General features: G+C 72.5%; 14 protein-coding genes. 12 read left to right on the top strand and 2 right to left on the bottom strand.

Features of this window, described 5'->3' with window-relative positions:
* The first annotated feature begins 8 nt into the window (after positions 1 to 8).
* The 8 genes from CK505_RS12215 (at position 9) to CK505_RS12250 (ending at position 10,565) form a co-directional block, all read left to right on the top strand.
* Positions 9 to 1,340, top strand: coding sequence for an aldolase (locus tag CK505_RS12215; RefSeq protein ID WP_176337214.1), 1,332 nt, complete (start codon positions 9 to 11; stop codon positions 1,338 to 1,340).
* Positions 1,337 to 2,158, top strand: coding sequence for a bifunctional allantoicase/(S)-ureidoglycine aminohydrolase (locus tag CK505_RS12220; RefSeq protein WP_017834769.1), 822 nt, complete (start codon positions 1,337 to 1,339; stop codon positions 2,156 to 2,158). The genes CK505_RS12215 and CK505_RS12220 overlap by 4 nt, the downstream gene beginning before the upstream one ends.
* A 232-nt stretch (positions 2,159 to 2,390) precedes the next feature.
* Entirely contained in the window at positions 2,391 to 3,197 is an 807-nt protein-coding gene (locus CK505_RS12225; RefSeq protein ID WP_035923312.1) for a hydroxypyruvate isomerase family protein, read from the top strand.
* Positions 3,198 to 3,272: 75 nt separating this feature from the next.
* Positions 3,273 to 4,157 (top strand): 2-hydroxy-3-oxopropionate reductase, encoded by an 885-nt coding sequence (locus tag CK505_RS12230; RefSeq protein WP_017834767.1) that lies wholly within the window; start codon positions 3,273 to 3,275, stop codon positions 4,155 to 4,157.
* A gap of 59 nt (positions 4,158 to 4,216) precedes the next feature.
* Positions 4,217 to 5,992 (top strand): glyoxylate carboligase, encoded by a 1,776-nt coding sequence (gcl, locus tag CK505_RS12235; protein ID WP_031283718.1) that lies wholly within the window; start codon positions 4,217 to 4,219, stop codon positions 5,990 to 5,992.
* Positions 5,993 to 6,024: 32 nt separating this feature from the next.
* On the top strand, positions 6,025 to 7,191 hold the full coding sequence (locus CK505_RS12240; RefSeq protein ID WP_095651234.1) for a glycerate kinase: 1,167 nt from the start codon (positions 6,025 to 6,027) through the stop codon (positions 7,189 to 7,191).
* A gap of 380 nt (positions 7,192 to 7,571) precedes the next feature.
* A complete protein-coding gene (gene allB, locus CK505_RS12245; protein WP_255250951.1) occupies positions 7,572 to 8,975 on the top strand; it encodes an allantoinase AllB in 1,404 nt (467 codons plus the stop codon).
* A 204-nt stretch (positions 8,976 to 9,179) separates the two neighbouring features.
* On the top strand, positions 9,180 to 10,565 hold the full coding sequence (locus CK505_RS12250; protein WP_095651235.1) for an 8-oxoguanine deaminase: 1,386 nt from the start codon (positions 9,180 to 9,182) through the stop codon (positions 10,563 to 10,565).
* 195 nt (positions 10,566 to 10,760) lie between these two features.
* Here CK505_RS12250 and CK505_RS12255 read toward each other — a convergent pair whose 3' ends face one another.
* Both CK505_RS12255 and CK505_RS12260 read right to left on the bottom strand, forming a co-directional pair.
* The gene (locus CK505_RS12255; RefSeq protein WP_095651236.1) at positions 10,761 to 12,368 is read right to left on the bottom strand and encodes a nucleobase:cation symporter-2 family protein; all 1,608 of its coding nucleotides are present in this window, start codon (positions 12,366 to 12,368) and stop codon (positions 10,761 to 10,763) included.
* 158 nt (positions 12,369 to 12,526) lie between these two features.
* Positions 12,527 to 13,024, bottom strand: coding sequence for a nucleoside deaminase (locus CK505_RS12260; protein WP_095651237.1), 498 nt, complete (start codon positions 13,022 to 13,024; stop codon positions 12,527 to 12,529).
* Between the two features lie 394 nt (positions 13,025 to 13,418).
* Here CK505_RS12260 and CK505_RS12265 point away from each other — a divergent pair, with 394 nt between their 5' ends.
* The 4 genes from CK505_RS12265 to CK505_RS12280 form a co-directional block, all read left to right on the top strand.
* Positions 13,419 to 14,942, top strand: a complete 1,524-nt coding sequence (locus CK505_RS12265; RefSeq protein WP_095651238.1) for a xanthine dehydrogenase small subunit — start codon at positions 13,419 to 13,421, stop codon at positions 14,940 to 14,942.
* A complete protein-coding gene (xdhB, locus tag CK505_RS12270; RefSeq protein ID WP_095651239.1) occupies positions 14,939 to 17,323 on the top strand; it encodes a xanthine dehydrogenase molybdopterin binding subunit in 2,385 nt (794 codons plus the stop codon). Before CK505_RS12265 ends, xdhB begins: the two co-directional genes overlap by 4 nt.
* Before the next feature lies 1 nt (position 17,324).
* Positions 17,325 to 18,179, top strand: coding sequence for a xanthine dehydrogenase accessory protein XdhC (xdhC, locus tag CK505_RS12275; RefSeq protein WP_095651240.1), 855 nt, complete (start codon positions 17,325 to 17,327; stop codon positions 18,177 to 18,179).
* Positions 18,176 to 18,503 (top strand): radical SAM protein (locus CK505_RS12280; protein ID WP_141246817.1); only part of this gene is annotated, 328 nt, incomplete at its 3' end. The genes xdhC and CK505_RS12280, both read left to right, overlap by 4 nt.

An 18,503-nucleotide genomic window follows, 5' to 3' on the forward strand; every position in this document is an offset into this window, starting at 1 on the left:
CCGGCGACCTGGACACCGGGACGCTGGGCACGGCCTTCCGGCAGCGCGCTGCGGAGCGGCTCGCCGGCACCGACGCGCTGCTCCAGCGGTCCTACCCGGGGGACCCCGGTACACGCCAGCCCGTGCACACCGTCTACCTCCCCGCCGACAGCTTCACCCCGGAGACCGCCCGGCAGTGGGGAGAGCGCGCCGCCCGGTCCGTGGCCGGGCTCGGTGCGGCCTCCCTCGCGGAGCAGGTGGCCCCCGAGGGTGCCGCCCCGGGTCTGGTCGACCGGGTGGCGCGAGCGGTCGAGCACAAGCTCGCCACCGAGCCCATCGAGGACGTCCGTCTGGACTTCGAGGACGGTTTCGGCGACCGCGGGGACCAGGAGGAGGACGAGTGGGCCGTGCGCGCGGCGCGCACCGTGGCCCTGGCCGTCCGGGAGGGCACCGCGCCGCCGTACATCGGGATCCGCTTCAAGTGCTTCGAGGCCGCCACCCGGGACCGCGGCCTGCGCACGCTCGACCTGTTCGTCACCACCCTGGTGCGCGAGGGCGGGCTGCGGGAGGCCGGGCACAGCGAGGACGGCCTCCCCCGCGGCCTCGTCCTCACCCTGCCCAAGGTGAGCACCACGGAGCAGGTCGACGTCATGGTCGAGGCCTGCGAACAGCTCGAGGCGGGCCTCGGGCTGCCGGCGGGGCGGCTGCGGTTCGAGGTGCAGATGGAGACGGCCCCGATGATCCTGGGGACCGACGGCACCTGCCCCATCCCGGCGATGCTCCACCGGACGGACGGACGGGTCGAGGCCCTGCACTACGGGACCTACGACTATTCCGACTCCCTGCAGATCGCCGCCCAGTACCAGTCCATGGAGCACCCGGCCGCCGACCACGCCAAGGCCGTCATGCAGGTCGCCGTGGCCGGCACCGGGGTGCGGCTGTCCGACGGCTCCACGAACATCCTGCCCACCGGGAGCGACCGGCAGAAGCTGGCCGCCTGGCGGCTGCACGCCCGTCTGGTGCGCCGCTCCCTGGAGCGGGGCTACTACCAGGGATGGGACCTGCACGCGCACCAGCTGCCCACCCGCTACCTGGCCACGTACTTCTTCTACCGCGAGGGCTTCCCCGCGGCGGCGCTGCGGCTGAAGAACTACGTGCACGGCATCGAGTCGGAGATCATGGACGAACCGGCCACCGCCCGCGCCCTGGCCCGATTCGTCCACCGCGGCGTGCTGTGCGGCGCGATCTCCGGGGAGGAGCTCGAGGAGAGCGCCGGCATCGGCGAGCACGAGCTCTTCTCCCTGGCCCACCCCAAGGCCGCGGCACCGGCCGCATCGACCACCGGAGGCGACTTCAGATGACCGAGACCACCTACCACGCGCCGCACGGCGGCCACCCCGACCAGACCCAGCTGCTCACGGACCGGGCGATGTTCACGGAGGCCTACGCGGTGATCCCGCGCGGGACCATGCGGGACATCGTGACCAGCCGGCTCCCGTTCTGGGAGGACACCCGGGTCTGGGTGCTCGCCCGGCCTCTGTCCGGCTTCGCGGAGACCTTCTCGCAGTACATCGTGGAGGTCGGCCCCGGCGGCGGCAGCGACCGGCCCGAGACGGAGGCCGGCGTGGAGGGCGTGCTCTTCCTCATGGAGGGGGCGCTCGTCCTGACCGTCGACGGGGAGGAGCACGAGCTCGTCCCCGGCGGCTATGCCTTCCTCCCGCCGGAGTGCGAGTGGACCGTGCGCAACCGCGGCGGCGAGCCCGCCCGCCTGCACTGGATCCGCAAGGCCTACGAGTACGTGCAGGGCATCGAGGTGCCGGAGCCGTTCGTCACCAACGAGCAGGAGGTCGAGCCGACGGCCATGCCGGGGACCGACGGCAAGTGGGCGACCACGCGCTTCGTGGACCCGGACGACGTCCGGTACGACATGCACGTGACGATCGTGACCTTCGAGCCGGGGGCGGTGATCCCCTTCGCCGAGACCCACGTCATGGAGCACGGGCTCTACGTCCTCGAGGGCAAGGCCGTCTACCGGCTCAACCAGGACTGGGTCGAGGTCGAGGCCGGCGACTTCATGTGGCTGCGGGCGTTCTGCCCCCAGGCCTGCTACGCGGGCGGCCCCGGCCGGTTCCGGTACCTCCTCTACAAGGACGTCAACCGGCAGATGAAGCTGCGCTGACCGGACGGCGATCCCGTCCCCACCGACCGGACCCCGTGCCGCCCTGCCACCGCGGCGGCACGGGGTCCTTCCATGCCATCGGACCACACCCCATAGTTTCCACATCCCGAAATAATTCTTCCAATCAGAGATTGACCTGCGTCACAGGGGACCGTACGCTGTTTCACAAGACAGAAGTTGACTTCCACATTCCGAAATACGTGGTGGTCCCGTCCGAACCAGGAGGATCCAGATGTCCTACACCGTGAACTGCTCCATCCTTCTCACCGACCTGCCCCTGCTCGAGCGCCCCGCGGCCGCCAAGGCCGCCGGCTTCGACGCGGTCGAGTTCTGGTGGCCCTTCGCGGAGTCCGTGCCCGCGGACCGCGACGTCGACGCCTTCGTGGACGCGATCCGGGACGCGGGGGTGCAGCTGAGCGGGCTGAACTTCAACGCAGGCGACATGCCGGGCGGAGACCGGGGCCTCGTGTCCTGGAAGGGCCGCTGCGGGGAGTTCAAGGAGAACATCGCCGTGGTCGCCGCCATCGGCGAGCGCACCGGCTGCAAGGCCTTCAACGCGCTCTACGGCAACCGCCGGCCCGAGCACACGCCGGAGGCCCAGGACGAGCTGGCGGTGCGCAATCTCGTGGCCGCCGCCGAGGGCGTGGCGCGCATCGGCGGGACCGTGCTGCTGGAGCCGGTCTCCGGCACCGAGGCCTATCCCCTGAAGACCGCCCAGGACGCCCTCGACGTCATCGCGAAGGTCCGGGCCGCCGGTGCCGACAACATCAGGCTGCTCGCCGACTTCTACCACCTGTCGGTCAACGGTGACGACGTCTCCGCGGTCATCGAGAAGCACGCCGCTGACTTCGGCCACATCCAGATCGCCGACGCCCCAGGGCGCAACGAGCCCGGCACCGGCGAGCTCCCGCTCCAGCAGTGGATCGAGCGCAGCCGGGAGCTCGGCTACTCGGGCTACGTAGGCCTCGAGTACAAGGCGTCGCAGCAGGACCCCTTCGCCTGGACCGCCGCGTGGTCCGCGGCCCGCGCCGGCGCCTGACGCCGCTCCTCCCCGCACCTGCCACCACGGCCCGTCGCACGCACCGCACGGGCTCCCACAGTGAGGAATCCCACCATGACCAACGTCACCGTCATCGGACTCGGCATCATGGGCCTGCCCATGGCCAAGAACCTCGTCACGGCCGGCTACGACGTCGTCGGCTTCAACCGTTCGCAGGACAAGATCGACCAGCTCGTCGAGGCCGGCGGCAAGGGCGCGTCCAGCGTGGCCGAGTCCGTCGCGAACGCCGACGTCGTGATCACGATGGTCCCGGACTCCCCGGACGTCGAGGGAGTCGTGACCGGCGAGGACGGCGTCTTCGCCCACGCCGCGCAGGGCACCGTCTGGATCGACGCGAGCTCCATCCGCCCGGACGTGGCCGCGCGCCTGTCCCGGGAGGCCGTCGAGCACGGACTGCGCCCGCTGGACGCCCCGGTCTCCGGCGGGGAGCAGGGCGCCATCGACGCCGTGCTCTCGATCATGGTCGGCGGCGAGGCCGCGGACTTCGAGGCCGCCCGCCCGGTGCTCGAGGCCGTCGGGAAGACGATCGTGCACGTGGGCCCCGCCGGCTCCGGGCAGACCGTCAAGGCGGCCAACCAGCTGATCGTGGCCGGCAACATCCAGCTGCTCGCGGAGGCCGTCGTCTTCCTCGAGGCCTACGGCGTGGACACGGACGCCGCGCTGAAGGTCCTCGGGGGCGGCCTGGCCGGTTCCAAGGTCCTGGACCAGAAGGGCCAGAAGATGCTGGACCGCAACTTCGACCCGGGCTTCCGGCTCCAGCTGCACCACAAGGACATGGGCATCGTGACCTCCGCCGCCCGGGAGGCCGGCGTGGCCGTGCCGCTCGGCGCGATCGTCGCCCAGCTCGTGGCCGCCACCGTCAACAAGGGCGACGGCGGACTCGACCACTCGGGTCTCTTCAAGCTCGTCGAGGAGCTCTCCGGCCGCTCGGGCCGCTGACCTTCCCCACCCCACCGCTTCCCGACCCGATCCCGGGTCCTGCTTCCAAGGAGTTCATCATGGCCAGAATGCGCACGGTCGACGCCGTCGTCGCCATCCTCGAGAAGGAGGGCGCCACCGAGGCCTTCGGCCTGCCCGGCGCCGCCATCAACCCGTTCTACTCGGCGATGCGCGCCCACGGCGGCATCCGGCACACCCTCGCCCGGCACGTCGAGGGCGCCTCGCACATGGCCGACGGCTACACCCGGGCCGCCCCCGGCAACATCGGGATCTGCGTGGGGACGTCCGGGCCTGCGGGCACCGACATGATCACCGGCCTCTACGCCGCGTGGGCGGACTCCGTCCCGATCCTGTGCATCACCGGCCAGGCCCCCGTGGCCAAGCTGCACAAGGAGGACTTCCAGGCCGTGGACATCTCCTCGATCGCCGCGCCGGTCACCAAGATGGCCATGACGGTGCTGGAGCCCGGCCAGGTGCCGGGGGCGTTTCAGAAGGCCTTCTACCTCATGCGCTCGGGCCGGCCCGGTCCGGTGCTGCTGGATCTCCCCCTGGACGTCCAGCTCGCCGAGATCGAGTTCGACATCGACGTCTACGAGCCCCTGGCCGTCCACCGCCCCGCGGCGACCCGCGCGCAGGCCGAGAAGGTCCTGGACATGCTCTCCTCCGCGCAGCGTCCGCTCATCGTGGCCGGCGGCGGCATCATCAACGCCGATGCCTCGGCGCAGCTGGTCGAGCTCGCCGAGCTGCTGGACGTGCCCGTGATCCCGACCCTCATGGGCTGGGGCGCCATCCCGGACGACCACCCGCTGATGGCGGGCATGGTGGGCCTGCAGACCTCCCACCGCTACGGCAACGCGACGTTCCTCGAGTCCGACTTCGTGCTCGGCATCGGCAACCGGTGGGCCAACCGCCACACCGGCGGCCTGGACACCTACACCCGGGGTCGCACGTTCGTGCACATCGACATCGAGCCCACTCAGATCGGACGCGTCTTCTCCCCCGACCTCGGCATCGTCTCCGACGCCGGCGCGGCCCTGGAGATCCTCATCGAGGTCGCCCGGGAGCGGAAGGAGCGGTTCTCCGTGCCGGACTGGTCCGTGTGGGTCAAGGACTGCGCCCAGCGCAAGGGCTCGATGCAGCGCAAGACGCACTTCACGCAGGTCCCGGTCAAGCCGCAGCGCGTCTACGAGGAGATGAACACCGCCTTCGGCACGGACGTCACCTACGTCTCCACGATCGGGCTCTCCCAGATCGCCGGCGGCCAGTTCCTGCACGTGCACGGCCCCCGCCAGTGGATCAACGCCGGCCAGGCCGGCCCGCTGGGCTGGACCGGGCCCGCCGCCCTCGGCGTCGTCCGGGGCAAGCCCGAGGCCACCGTCGTCGCGCTCTCCGGGGACTACGACTTCCAGTTCATGATCGAGGAGCTGGCCGTCGGGGCGCAGTTCAACCTGCCCTATCTCCACGTGGTGGTGAACAACTCGTACCTGGGCCTCATCCGCCAGTCCCAGCGCGGGTTCAAGATGGAGCAGAACGTCTCCCTGGCGTTCGAGAACATCAACTCCCCGGAGACCCAGGGCTACGGAGTGGACCACCTCAAGGTGGTCGAGGGCCTGGGCTGCAAGGCCCTGCGCGTGACCGATCCCGAGAAGCTGCAGGAGGCCTTCGGCCAGGCGCGGGTCCTCCTGGAGAAGCACCAGGTCCCCGTGGTGGTGGAGGTCATACTGGAGAAGGTCACCAACATCTCCATGGGGACCGAGATCGACAACGTGGTCGAGTTCGAGGAGCTCGCCGTCAGCGGCGTGGACGCCCCGACGGCGATCGCCCTGCTCGACTGATCCCCGTCCGCACAGAACAGGAGGCACGCCCCGTGCGCATCGTCGTCGCCCCGGACAAGTTCAAGGGTTCGCTGGAAGCCACCGACGTGGTGGAGCACCTCGCGGCGGGCATCCGGTCCGTGGAGCCGTCCGCCACGGTCGTGGCCGTCCCGGTGGCCGACGGCGGCGAGGGCACCCTCGACGCCGCCGTCGGCGCCGGATTCGTCGCCTGCTCCACCACCGTGACCGGTCCCGCCGGGAACCCCGTCGAGGCAGGGTTTGCCCTGCTCGACCGGACCGCGGTGGTGGAGATGGCCCTGGCCTCGGGACTGGCCGCGCTCCCCGTGGACGAGGACGGCGCACCCGTGCTCGACGCCGGGGGCGCCACCAGCCGCGGCACCGGGGAACTGGTCCGCGCCGCCCTCGATGCCGGAGCCACCCGGATCGTCCTGGGGGTGGGCGGCAGCGCCTGCACCGACGGCGGTGCGGGGCTGCTCCAGGGCCTCGGCGCTCGCCTGCTGGACGACGAGGGCGCCGAGCTGGGCCGCGGAGGCGCCGAGCTCGCCCGGCTGGTCCGGGTGGACCTCACCGGGCTGGATCCCCGGGTGCGGGACGCACAGTTCGTCCTGGCCGCGGACGTCGACAACCCCCTCACGGGGACCAACGGTGCGGCGGCCGTGTTCGGCCCGCAGAAGGGCGCCGACCCGGATCTCGTCGCATCCCTCGATGCCGCCCTGACGGTCTTCCGGGACCGGCTGGCGGACGCCCTGGGCCCGGCCGCCCTGACGGCGGCCGGGGCCCCCGGCGCCGGAGCCGCCGGCGGCGTGGGCTATGCAGCCCTCGCCGTGCTCGGGGCCCAGCGCCGCCCCGGCATCGACGTGGTCCTGGAGTTCGTGGGGCTCGCCGACCGGATGGTGGGCACCGACCTGGTCGTCACCGGGGAGGGCAGCCTCGACGAGCAGTCGCTCGGCGGGAAGACCCCCATGGGGGTCGCCACCACCGCGCACGCCGCCGGCGTCCCGGTGGTGGCCGTGTGCGGCCGCACCACCCTCGACGAGGAGACCCGCAGGGCTGCCGGTTTCGTGCGCACCTATGCCCTCACCGAGCTCGAGCCGGACCCGCGGGTCAGCATGCGCGAGGCCGGCAGGCTGCTCGAGCAGGTGGGCGCCCGGCTCGCCCTCGAGCTCCCCGCTTTGCTCACGGGGACCCGACCCAACTGATCGATCCGGCGGCCCGCGCGGACGCCGAAGACGAGGAGGAGCTCCGAATGACGGAGAAGAAGACGCCGCAGCGGCCGGGGACCACCGACCGGGGCGGGAAGCAGAGCAACGAGCAGGGGCATCGACCGGATCCGGGTCAACCGTCCGCGGAGCCCGGACAGCGCGCGGACGACGCTTCTGACGCCGCAGGGCGTGCGCAGCAGGTGAGTGCGGATCCTGCGGCGATCGCCCGGGAGGACTCCGCCCGCGCGGCCACCAAGCCGGCCGCCGCCCGGAGCGCCTTCGAGGCCGAGCAGGCGCACAAGCTGGACGTGAGCCACGACGTCAACGACCCCGAGCGCGTGCGCCGGCTGATCGCCGACTACAAGCGGGAGCACGGGATGCCTGCCGATGCCGCGGAGGCCTCCCGCCCGGCGTCGGGTGACGCCGGCACCGATGCGCACGGCCACCGCGAGTTCGACCTCGTGGTGCGGGGGCAGAACGTCTCCTGCGGGGACCACTTCGCTCCCCGCGAGGTCGGCGTGCGCAACGGCAGGATCGTGGCCATCGAACCCCTCGGCGCCGGCCTGGTCGGCCGCGAGGTCGTGGAGCTGGCCGAGGACGAGCACCTGCTGCCCGGCCTGGTGGACACCCACGTGCACATCAACGAGCCCGGCCGCACCGAGTGGGAGGGTTTCGCCTCCGCCACCCGCGCGGCCGCCGCCGGGGGCGTCACCACGGTCCTGGACATGCCGCTCAACTCGATCCCGGCGACCGTCAACGTGCCGGCCCTCGAGTACAAGCGCCTCTTCGCCCAGGACAACGTCTTCGTGGACGTCGGCTTCTGGGGCGGGGCGATCCCCGGCAACAAGCCCGACCTGCGCGAGCTGCACGACGACGGCGTCTTCGGCTTCAAGTGCTTCCTGCTGCACTCCGGGGTGGACGAGTTCCCCCATCTGGAGGCCGACGAGATGGAGGAGGACCTCGCCGAGATCAAGACGTTCGACTCGCTGATGATCGTGCACGCCGAGGACTCCCGGGCCATCGACCGTGCCCCGCGGCCCGAGGGGGACGTGTACGAGAACTTCCTGAAGTCCCGCCCGCGCGGCGCCGAGAACCTGGCCATCGCCGAGGTCATCGAGCGCACCCGCTGGACCGGCGCCCGCTCCCACATCCTGCACCTGTCCTCCTCGGACGCTCTGCCCATGCTCGCCACCGCGAAGCGGGACGGCCTGGACATCACGGTGGAGACCTGTCCGCACTACCTCACCCTGCTCGCCGAGGAGGTGCCCAACGGCGCCACCGCCTTCAAGTGCTGCCCGCCCGTGCGGGAGGTCGGCAACCGCGAGCTGCTGTGGGAGGGACTGATCGACGGGACCATCGACTTCATCGTCTCCGACCACTCCCCCTCGACCCTGGACCTCAAGGACCTCGACAACGGCGACTTCGGGGTGGCCTGGGGTGGTGTCTCCTCGCTGCAGCTGGGGCTGTCCCTGATCTGGACGGAAGCCCGGCGCCGCGGAGTGGACCTGGGCCGCGTGGTGGAGTGGATGTCGACGAAGCCGGCCCAGCGGGCCGGCCTGCGCGCCAAGGGCAAGGTCTCCATCGGCTACGACGCCGACCTGGTGGTCTTCGCGCCCGACGACGCCTTCGTCGTGGACGCCGGGAAGCTGCATCACAAGAACCCCATCACCCCGTATCAGGGCAAGGCGCTGTCCGGAAAGGTGCGCAGAACCTATCTGCGGGGCAGCTCCGTGGACTTCCGGACTCCGTCGGGCCGACTGATCCGGCGCGGGGAGAGCTGACCGGACGCCGTCCGGGCCCGTCGTCGTCGGGGCCCGGACGGTTGAAGGCGAACATCCGCCGGTGCTACGGTCACCGGGACCGCGGGAGCGGTCTCCTGGATCAGCAGACAGGACCTCACTGAGCTGGCGGCGCCGCGTGCCGCCCTCGGAACACACGAGGCGCACGGCGCCGGTGACGAGACCTGCGACCGATCGGAGAACCCTGTGCGTCCCCACACCTCGAATTCCGGCTCCCACCTGCTGTGGCTGCGCGAGCCCCTGGCCCTGTACACCGGCGAGGACACCTCCGCGGACACGGCCGGCGGTGTCGTGGTGGACACCGCCTCCGGCACCGTGGTGGAGCTGGTCCCGGCCGGCGGAGCCCCGACCGTTCCGTGCGGGGTCCTCGACGCCCGGGAGCACGTGGTGGTGCCCGGGCTGATCAACACGCACCACCACTTCTACCAGACGCTCACGCGTGCCTGGGCGCCCGTGGTCAGCGTCCCCCTGTTCCCGTGGCTGCGGGACCTCTACCCCGTGTGGGCCCGTCTGCGCCCCCACGACCTGCAGCTCGCGACCACGGTGGCGATGGCGGAGCTGCTGCTCTCGGGCTGCACCACGGCGGCCGACCACCACTACCTGTTCCCCGGCGGCATGGAGCACTCGATCGACGTGCAGGTCGAGGCCGCCCGGAGCCTCGGCATGCGGGCCGTCCTCTCCCGGGGATCCATGAGCCTGGGCGAGCGCGACGGCGGGCTGCCCCCGCAGCAGACGGTGCAGGAGGCGGAGACGATCCTCGCCGACAGCGCACGCCTGGTGGGGACCTACCACGAGCGCGGCGACGGCGCCCGGACCCAGATCGCCCTGGCCCCGTGCTCACCGTTCTCGGTGACGCGGGAGATCATGCGGGACACCGCCGTCCTGGCCGGCGAGCTGGACGTGCGGCTGCACACCCACCTCGCCGAGACCATCGACGAGGAGGACTTCTGCCGGGAGCGCTTCGGGCTGCGGACGGTCGACTACCTCGAGTCCACGGGCTGGCTCACCGACCGGACGTGGCTGGCCCACGGCATCCACTTCGACGACGCCGAGGTGGCCCGCCTGGGCGCGGCCGGGGTGGGCGTGGCCCACTGCCCCACGTCCAACATGCGCCTGGCCTCCGGGATCTGCCGGGCCGTGGAGCTCGAGGAGGCGGGAGCCCCCGTGGGGCTCGGGGTGGACGGGTCCGCCTCCAACGACGCCTCCAACCTGGTGCAGGAGGTCCGGCAGGCCCTGTACGTGCAGCGACTGCGCTACGGGGCGGAGGCCGTGACCCCGGAGCGGGCCCTCGGCTGGGCGACGCGCGGCTCCGCGCGCCTGCTCGGGCGCCCGGACCTCGGTGTGCTGCGCCCGGGCGCCCAGGCGGACCTCGCGATGTTCCGGCTGGACGGGCTGCGCTTCTCCGGCGCCCACGACCCGCTCTCCGCGCTTCTGCTGTGCGGCGCGGAGCGCGCGGACCGGGTCATGGTGGGCGGGCGCTGGCTCGTGGAGGACGGTGCGATCACCGGGCTGGACGTGGAGGCGCTCACCGCCGAGCACTCCGCGGCGGCCCGCCGCCTGGTGAACGCCTGAAGCTCCCGGCCCCGCCGGGCCCGATGCTCGCGGGCCGGGCCGGGACGGGGCGCCGCGGCCCGGTGGCAGCGAGCTGAGCGGACCGGCCCGGACACCGTCGCAGGGGCGTTCCCCGCTTCCGCCCGGCGGTGCGCCGGGCGGAAGCGGGGAACGCCCCTGGTAGAGGCCTCGCACGTGGGGTGCGAGCCCGGGTGCTCAGGCCGTCGCGTCCTTGGCGGCGAGGACCGTCCGGATCTGTCCCGTGTGCGTGATCTCCCCGTCGTCGATCATCCTCCGGACGTCGTCGAAGTGGTGCTCCGCCACGACCGCCACCTCGGCTCCGTCGCTGTCCACCACGGCACCGTCCTGGATCCGGTCGCCCTCCCGCAGGTGCGCCAGGGTGTCCGCCCGGACGACCCGCACCGGCGCCGCCGCCATGACGGACTGGTGCCGGGAGTTGCCGGCGGCCAGCTCGTTGAACAGCAGGTTGAGAGCGATGGCCACGAGTGCTGCGGCGCTGATCCCCGAGCCGAGGATGGTCTGCGTCCAGGAGGGGAAGCCGGCGTAGAACTGGGGCGCGGCCACAGGGATGAGGCCGAACGCGAAGGCGACCGCCACGATGACGAGGTTCATCGAGTTGTTGAAGTTCACCTTGCCCAGCGTGCGCACGCCGGAGGAGGCCACCGTGCCGAAGAGCACGATCGACGCGCCGCCGAGGACCGGGGTGGGAATGGCCGCGACGACCTCGCCGATGACGGGGAACAGCCCCAGTCCCACCATGATGACGCCGGCGGCCGTGACCACGAAGCGGCTGCGGACGCCCGTCACCGCCACGAGACCGACGTTGGCGGCGAAGGCCGTCTGGGTGAACGAGTTCAGCAGCGGCGCCCCCGCGGAGGAGAGCATGTCCGCCCGCAGGCCGTTGGCCACGCGCTTCGAGTCGACCTTGGCCCCCGTGATCTCGCCCACCGCGAGGATGTCCGCCGTGGTCTCGGTCATCGTCACGAGCACCACGATGAGCATCGAGATGATCGAGGCGACCTCGAAGGTCGGGGGGCCGAAGGCCAGGGGCGTTGGGAGGGTGACGATACCGCCCTGGCCCACACCGGAGAAGTCCACCATCCCCATCGTGTGGGCGATCACGGTGCCGAGCACGAAGGAGAGCAGGATGGACAGGCGCGAGATCATCCCGACGCCCACCTTGGACAGCACCAGCACGATGAGCAGGGTGATCCCGGCGAGCGCGAGGCTGCGGGGGTCGGCGGCGCCGCCCTCCCCGCTGCCGGCGGCCCAGGAGATCGCGACCGGCAGCAGGGAGATGCCGATGACCGTGATCACCGTTCCGGTGACCACCGGCGGGAACAGCCGGAGGACGCGGGAGAACGCGCCGGCGAGCAGGAAGCCCACCACCGAGGAGACGAGCACGGCCCCGAAGATGGTGGTCAGGTCGTTGCCACGGGCCAGGATCGCGAGCATGGGGGCGACCCCGGCGAAGGACACGCCCTGCACGAGCGGCAGCCTGGAGCCGAGGAAGGGCGCCCCGAAGCTCTGCAGGACGGTGGCGACCCCGCCCATGAGCAGGCAGGAGCTGATGAGGAGGGCGATCTCCTCGCCGGAGAGCCCGGCGGCCTGCCCGATGATGAGGGGGACGGCGACGATGGCGCCGTACATGGTGAGGACGTGCTGGAAGCCGTAGGCGGTGGTCCGCCCCAGCGGCAGCCGCTCGTCCTCCGGTCCGGGCGCGTGCGCCGGGCGCCCACGGCGGATCGTGCGGGCCGCGGTCGTGCGGGCGTCGGTCGGACGGTCAGGTGTGGTCGATGACATGGAAGGTGCCTCCTTCAGCGCGCAGGCGTCGGCTCTGCTGCGCAAGGTCCGGCGATCCTCTGTTTTTCCGGGGCCCGGCCGCTGCCGGCGGGTCTCCCGTGAAGTGTCCAGATCTGATGGTCCCGGTAGGAGCCGACCGGGGCGGCGGGGTGCTCGGATCAGTACGCGGTGCGCTGGGCGTTGCCGGTCCAGGCCTCGAACGGTTCCGTGCGCGTGGCGAGGGCGACGTGGCGGACCGGAAGGGCCCGGTCCCGCTCCTGCGCGCTCCGGGCGAAGAACTCGTAGAACTCGGCGTCGTCGAATCCGCCGGCCGCGGCGTCGTGCCGGTCGGCGGCGAAGTACACCGCGTCCAGCCGGGCCCACAGCGAGGCCGAGAGGCACAGCGGGCACGGTTCGCAGCTGGTGTAGAGCACGGCCCCGCTGAGGTCGAAGGTCCCCAGCTCGCGGCAGGCGCTGCGGATGGCCATGACCTCCGCGTGCGCTGTGGGGTCGTGGTCCGCCGTCACGCGGTTGACGGCGGGGAACTCCCGCCCGTCCGCGGTCACGACGACGGCGCCGAACGGCCCGCCGTCGCCGGCGGCGTTCTCCGCCGCGAGCTCGACGGCACGTTCCAGGTGGACCTGGGTGCGCGGAGCGGTTTCGTGGATGGTCGACATGATGCTCAGGTCCTCACGGATCGTGGGGAACCCGAGAAACGGCTTGTCCGTCGGCGGGCCCGCCCGGCTGTCAGATCATGCCCGGTAGATAGCCCCGGTCGACCGGGGCCCGCCTTTGACTGAGGCCAACCTAGGGGAGATCGACGTGATCCACAACACATTGTGGAAGAATTCTTCCAGATACACCCTGACCTGGTGGTGGCGCCCGAACTCTTGCGGCCCCGTCACGGCGTGGTTATGGTGTGACTCAGCCTACGGCGGGTCCTGAAGCGGACTATCTACCGGGCGAGCAACGACGAATCGCGCTGGTCCGCCGCCAGAGAGCTCCCGGTACCCCCGGGGAACCACCTGACTCCAGGTCGCGGCCAGTGGCATGCACCGAGGAGCAGCAGGCATGAGCGACATCCGAGTGACGGTCAACGGTCGTACCCGGAGCTGTGACGGGCTCGGCCCGCACACCCGGCTGCTGGACTGGCTGCGCGGCGAGGGACTGACCGGGGCCAAGGAGGGCTGCGCCGAGGGCGAGTGCGGTGCCTGCGCGGTGCTGGTCGCCCGGCCGGACGGCGAGGGACGCAGCCGGTGGACCTCCGTCAACGCCTGTCTGCCCCCCGCCGCCGCCTTCGACGGTCAGGAGGTCGTCACCGCAGAGGGCCTCGGCACCGCGGGCGGCACCGGCACGCCGGCGGCGCTGCACCCCGTCCAGCAGGAGATGGCGTTCCGGGGAGGCTCCCAGTGCGGCTACTGCACCCCCGGCTTCGTCTGCTCCATGGCCGCCGAGTACTACCGGCCCGAGCGCAAGGCCCCCGGCGCGACCGCCGAGGCGGCCGCCGGGGCGCAGACCGGCACCGCGGTCGTCGGCGAGGAGCACGCGGCCGACCACGAGTGCGGGCCCAACGGTTTCGACCTGCACGCCCTGAGCGGCAACCTCTGCCGCTGCACCGGCTACCGGCCCATCCGCGACGCCGCCTACGCCCTGGGGACTCCGGCCGACGCCGACCCCCTGCTCCGGCGCCAGGAGCGGCCCGCGCAGCCCGCCCCGCCCACCCGGGTGGAGGCCGACGGCGCACGGTTCGTCCGTCCCGGCTCCCTGGAGGAGCTCTTCGAGCACCTGGAGGACACCCCGGACGCCCAGCTGGTCGCCGGTTCCACGGACGCGGGCGTGGGCGTCAACATCCAGCACGCCCGTCCGCCGCTGACCCTGGCGGTGGACCGGCTCGAGCAGCTGCGCACGCTCGAAGTGGGACAGGAGCAGGTCGAGATCGGGGCGGCCCTGAGCCTGTCCGAGGTCGAGCGCGGCCTCGCCGGGCGGGTGCCGCTGCTGGACCAGCTCTTCCCCCAGTTCGCCTCCCGTCTGATCCGCAACGCCGCGACGTTCGGCGGCAACCTCGGAACCGGCTCGCCCATCGGGGACTCCGCCCCGGCGTTGCTGGCCCTGGGCGCGTCCGTGGTCCTGGCCTCCGCCGGGGGCGAGCGCGAGGTGCCCCTGGACGAGTACTACACCGGGTACCGGCAGAGCGTCCGCCGCCCCGGGGAGATCATCCGTGCCGTGCGGATCCCGCTGCCGACGGCCCGGTACAGCGCGTTCCACAAGATCGCCAAGCGACGCTTCGACGACATCTCGAGCGTGGCCGTCGGCATCGCCGTGCACGTGGAGGCCGGCACGGTCACCTCCGCGCGGATCGGCCTGGGCGGGGTGGCCGCCACCCCGATCCGCGCGCAAGCCCCGGAACGCATCCTCAGCGGTGCGCCGTGGAACCGTGACACGGTCCTCGCCGCGGCGGCCGAGCTGGCCGGGGAGGGCACCCCGATCGACGACCACCGGGCCAGCGCCCGCTACCGCTCGGCCATGCTCGAGCAGGCCCTGCTCAAGTTCTGGACGCAGCACGCGTCCGCCCCCGACATGGAGGTGTCCCGATGACGTCCCTCGCCGACCGCCCCGTCAACCCCGTGGTGGGCGTGCCCGTCGCGCACGAGAACGCCGCCCTGCACGTCACGGGCACGGCCCTGTACACCGACGACCTGATCGTGCGCCACCAGGACGTGCTGCACGCCTGGCCGGTGCAGGCTCCGCACGCCCACGCCCTCGTGCTGGACCTGCGCACGGCCCCGGCCCTGGCGGTCCCCGGGGTGGTCCGGGTCCTCACCGCCGCGGACGTGCCCGGGGTCAACGACGCCGGCACCAAGCACGACGAGCCGCTGTTCCCCACCGAGGTCATGTTCCACGGGCACGCGGTGTGCTGGGTGCTGGGCGAGACCCAGGAGGCCGCCCGGCTGGGCGCCGCAGCGGTCGAGGTCGACTACGAGCCGCTGCCGTCGCTGGTCACCGTGGCCGAGGCGATCGAGGCCGGCAGCTTCCAGGGCGCTCAGCCCACCGTCAGCCGCGGGGACACCAGCACCGCGCTGGCCACCGCGGCCCACCGCTTCAGCGGTGAGTTCGAGTTCGGCGGCCAGGAGCACTTCTACCTGGAGACCCACGCCTCCTTCGCCTACGTCGACGAGGGCGAGCAGGTCCTGGTGCACTGCAGCACCCAGCACCCCACGGAGACCCAGGAGATCGTCGCCCACGTCCTCGGCCTGCACAGCCACGAGGTCACCGTGCAGTGCCTGCGCATGGGCGGCGGGTTCGGTGGCAAGGAGATGCAGCCGCACGGCTACGCCGCCGTCGCCGCCCTCGGCTCGGTGCTGACGGGCCGGCCGGTGCGGCTGCGGCTCAACCGCACCCAGGACATCACCCTGTCCGGCAAGCGCCACCCCTACCACACCCGGTGGGAGGCCGGTTTCGACGAGAGCGGCCGCCTGCAGGCCCTGGAGGCCACCGTCACCAGCGACGGCGGGTGGAGCCTGGACCTCTCCGAGCCCGTGCTGCAGCGCACGCTGTGCCACATCGACAACGCCTACTGGATCCCGCACGTGCAGGTCCACGGCCGGATCGCACGGACCCACAAGACCTCCCAGACCGCGTTCCGCGGCTTCGGCGGCCCGCAGGGCATGCTGGTGATCGAGGAGGTCATGGGCCGCTGCGCCCCGTTGCTCGGCCTGGACCCCACGGAGCTGCGCCACCGCAACCTCTACGTCCCCGGCCAGACCACGCCCTACGGCCAGCCCGTCCGGCACGCCGAGCGGCTGCGCACCATCTGGACCCAGCTGCTCGACCGGGCCGAGGTCGAGCGCCGCCGCGAGGAGATCGCCGCCTTCAACGCCGCCCGCCCCGACACCAAGCGGGCGCTGGCGGTCACCCCGGTCAAGTTCGGCATCTCGTTCAACCTCACGGCCTTCAACCAGGCCGGCGCCCTCGTGCACGTCTACAAGGACGGGTCCGTGCTCATCAACCACGGCGGCACCGAGATGGGACAGGGGCTGCACACCAAGATGCGCCAGGTCGCGGCCACGGCCCTGGGCGTGCCCATGGAGACCGTCCGGCTCGCGCCCACCCGCACGGACAAGGTGCCCAACACCTCCGCGACGGCCGCCAGCTCCGGGGCGGACCTCAACGGCGGGGCCGTGAAGAACGCCTGCGAGCAGATCCGCGACCGGCTGGCCGAGGTCGCCGCCCGCAAGTTCGACATCCACCCCGATGACGTCCGGTTCGTCGACGGCACGGTCACCGGGATCGGCTTCCATGACCGGCAGATGTCCTTCGCCGAGCTCGCCCACGACGCCTACTTCCAGCGGATCTCGCTGTGGGCCGCCGGGTACTACCGGACCGAGGGGCTGCACTGGGACGGCGCCCGGATGCAGGGCGAGCCGTTCAAGTACTTCTCCTACGGCGCCTCCGTCTCCGAGGTGGAGGTCGACGGCTTCACCGGCGCGTACCGGCTGCTGCGCACCGACATCGTCCACGACGTGGGCGACAGCCTCTCCCCGCTGATCGACGTGGGGCAGATCGAGGGCGGGTTCGTCCAGGGCGCCGGCTGGCTCACGCTCGAGGAGCTGCGCTGGGACGAGTCCGACGGGCCGCACCGGGGCCGGTTGGCGACCCAGGCGGCGAGCACCTACAAGCTGCCGAGCTTCTCGGAGATGCCCGAGGAGTTCAACGTGCACCTCTTCGAGGAGGCCACCGAGAGCGGCGTCGTCTACGGCTCCAAGGCCGTGGGGGAGCCGCCCCTCATGCTGGCCTTCAGCGTGCGCGAGGCGCTGCGGGAGGCCGCGGCCGCGTTCGGGCCGGGCGGGCGGAGCACCGAGCTCGCGAGCCCCGCCACCCCGGAGGCCGTGTTCTGGGCGGTCCAGGAGGCGCGCCGCGCCCTGCCCGTGGCGGACGTCGCCGCCTCGGCCGCTCCGGCCGCTCCGGCGGCGCGCTGACGTGGACTGGCTGGACGCCCTGCAGCACCTGCGCGCGGAGGGCGCGCCGGGGGTGCTCGTCACCGTCACGGAGGTGCGCGGGCACGCCCCCCGGGAGGCGGGGGCCAAGATGGTCGTGGCCGAGACGGACACGTGGGACACCGTGGGCGGAGGCAACCTCGAGGCCACGGTGGTCGAGCGGGCGCGGGTCCTCCTCGCCACTGGGGCCACGGATCCGGAGACGATGACCTTCTCGCTCAACGAGCACGCCGCCGTGGAGCACGGGCGCCAGTGCTGCGGAGGCGTGGTCAGCGTGCTGCTCGAGCCCCAGGGCCCCCGCCCCGTGGTCGCCGTGTTCGGTGTGGGCCACGTGGGTCACGAGCTCGCCCGGGTGCTGTCCCGCCTGCCCCTGAACCTGCACCTGGTGGACAGCCGGGAGGGTCAGCTGGCCCCCGCCCGTCTGGCCGACGTCACCGACGGGGCCGCGCAGGTCCGCCTCCACCACAGCCCCGTCCCGGAGAACGTGCTGGCCGGGCTGCCGGCCGGGGCGCACGTGCTGATCATGAGCCACGACCACGCCGAAGACTTCGTGCTGTGCGACGCCGCGCTGCGCCGGGACGACCTCGGCAGCGTGGGCCTGATCGGCTCCCGGGCCAAGTGGTCGAGGTTCCGGGCGCGGCTGCGGGCGGAGGGGCACTCCGACGCCGCGCTGGAGCGCATCGCGTGTCCCATCGGGCTCCCCGGCATCCCGGGCAAGGCCCCGGCGGTGATCGCCATCAGCGTCGCCGCCGACCTGCTCGGGCGGTTCGGTGCCGCCGCGGCTCCGGCGCACCCCGGCCGCCGGGGGCCGGAGACGACCACCGAGGCGGTGACATGAGCGTTTCCCTGGGACTGCCGCGGCTGCGCGACACCGGTCCGGGCCCCAGCGGCGCCCCGGCCGGGGCCGGGCTGATGGACCGCCACGGCCGCCGCGCCACCGACCTGCGCCTGTCGGTGATCGACAAGTGCAACCTGCGCTGCACCTACTGCATGCCCGCCGGCGGCCTGCCCTGGCTGCCCGCCGCCCAGCTGATGACCCCCGCCGAGATCACCCGCATCGTGCGCGTGGGCGTCGAGCAGCTCGGGGTCACCGAGCTGCGCCTGACCGGCGGGGAGCCCCTGGTGCGGGCCGACCTCGAGGAGATCGTGGCCGGGGTGCGGA

Origin of the sequence: Kocuria sp. WN036, assembly GCF_002287015.1 — a bacterium.
GTDB lineage: Bacteria > Actinomycetota > Actinomycetes > Actinomycetales > Micrococcaceae > Kocuria > Kocuria rosea.

What these genes read in the sequence shown, in the direction of transcription:
- CK505_RS12220 (WP_017834769.1), top strand. Translation starts at nt 1,337, where the DNA reads ATGACCGAGACCACCTACCACGCGCCGCACGGCGGCCACCCCGACCAG.
- CK505_RS12225 (WP_035923312.1), top strand. Translation starts at nt 2,391, where the DNA reads ATGTCCTACACCGTGAACTGCTCCATCCTTCTCACCGACCTGCCCCTG.
- CK505_RS12230 (WP_017834767.1), top strand. Translation starts at nt 3,273, where the DNA reads ATGACCAACGTCACCGTCATCGGACTCGGCATCATGGGCCTGCCCATG.
- gcl (WP_031283718.1), top strand. Translation starts at nt 4,217, where the DNA reads ATGGCCAGAATGCGCACGGTCGACGCCGTCGTCGCCATCCTCGAGAAG.
- allB (WP_255250951.1), top strand. Translation starts at nt 7,572, where the DNA reads ATGCCTGCCGATGCCGCGGAGGCCTCCCGCCCGGCGTCGGGTGACGCC.
- CK505_RS12255 (WP_095651236.1), bottom strand. Translation starts at nt 12,368, where the DNA reads ATGTCATCGACCACACCTGACCGTCCGACCGACGCCCGCACGACCGCG.
- CK505_RS12260 (WP_095651237.1), bottom strand. Translation starts at nt 13,024, where the DNA reads ATGTCGACCATCCACGAAACCGCTCCGCGCACCCAGGTCCACCTGGAA.
- CK505_RS12265 (WP_095651238.1), top strand. Translation starts at nt 13,419, where the DNA reads ATGAGCGACATCCGAGTGACGGTCAACGGTCGTACCCGGAGCTGTGAC.
- xdhB (WP_095651239.1), top strand. Translation starts at nt 14,939, where the DNA reads ATGACGTCCCTCGCCGACCGCCCCGTCAACCCCGTGGTGGGCGTGCCC.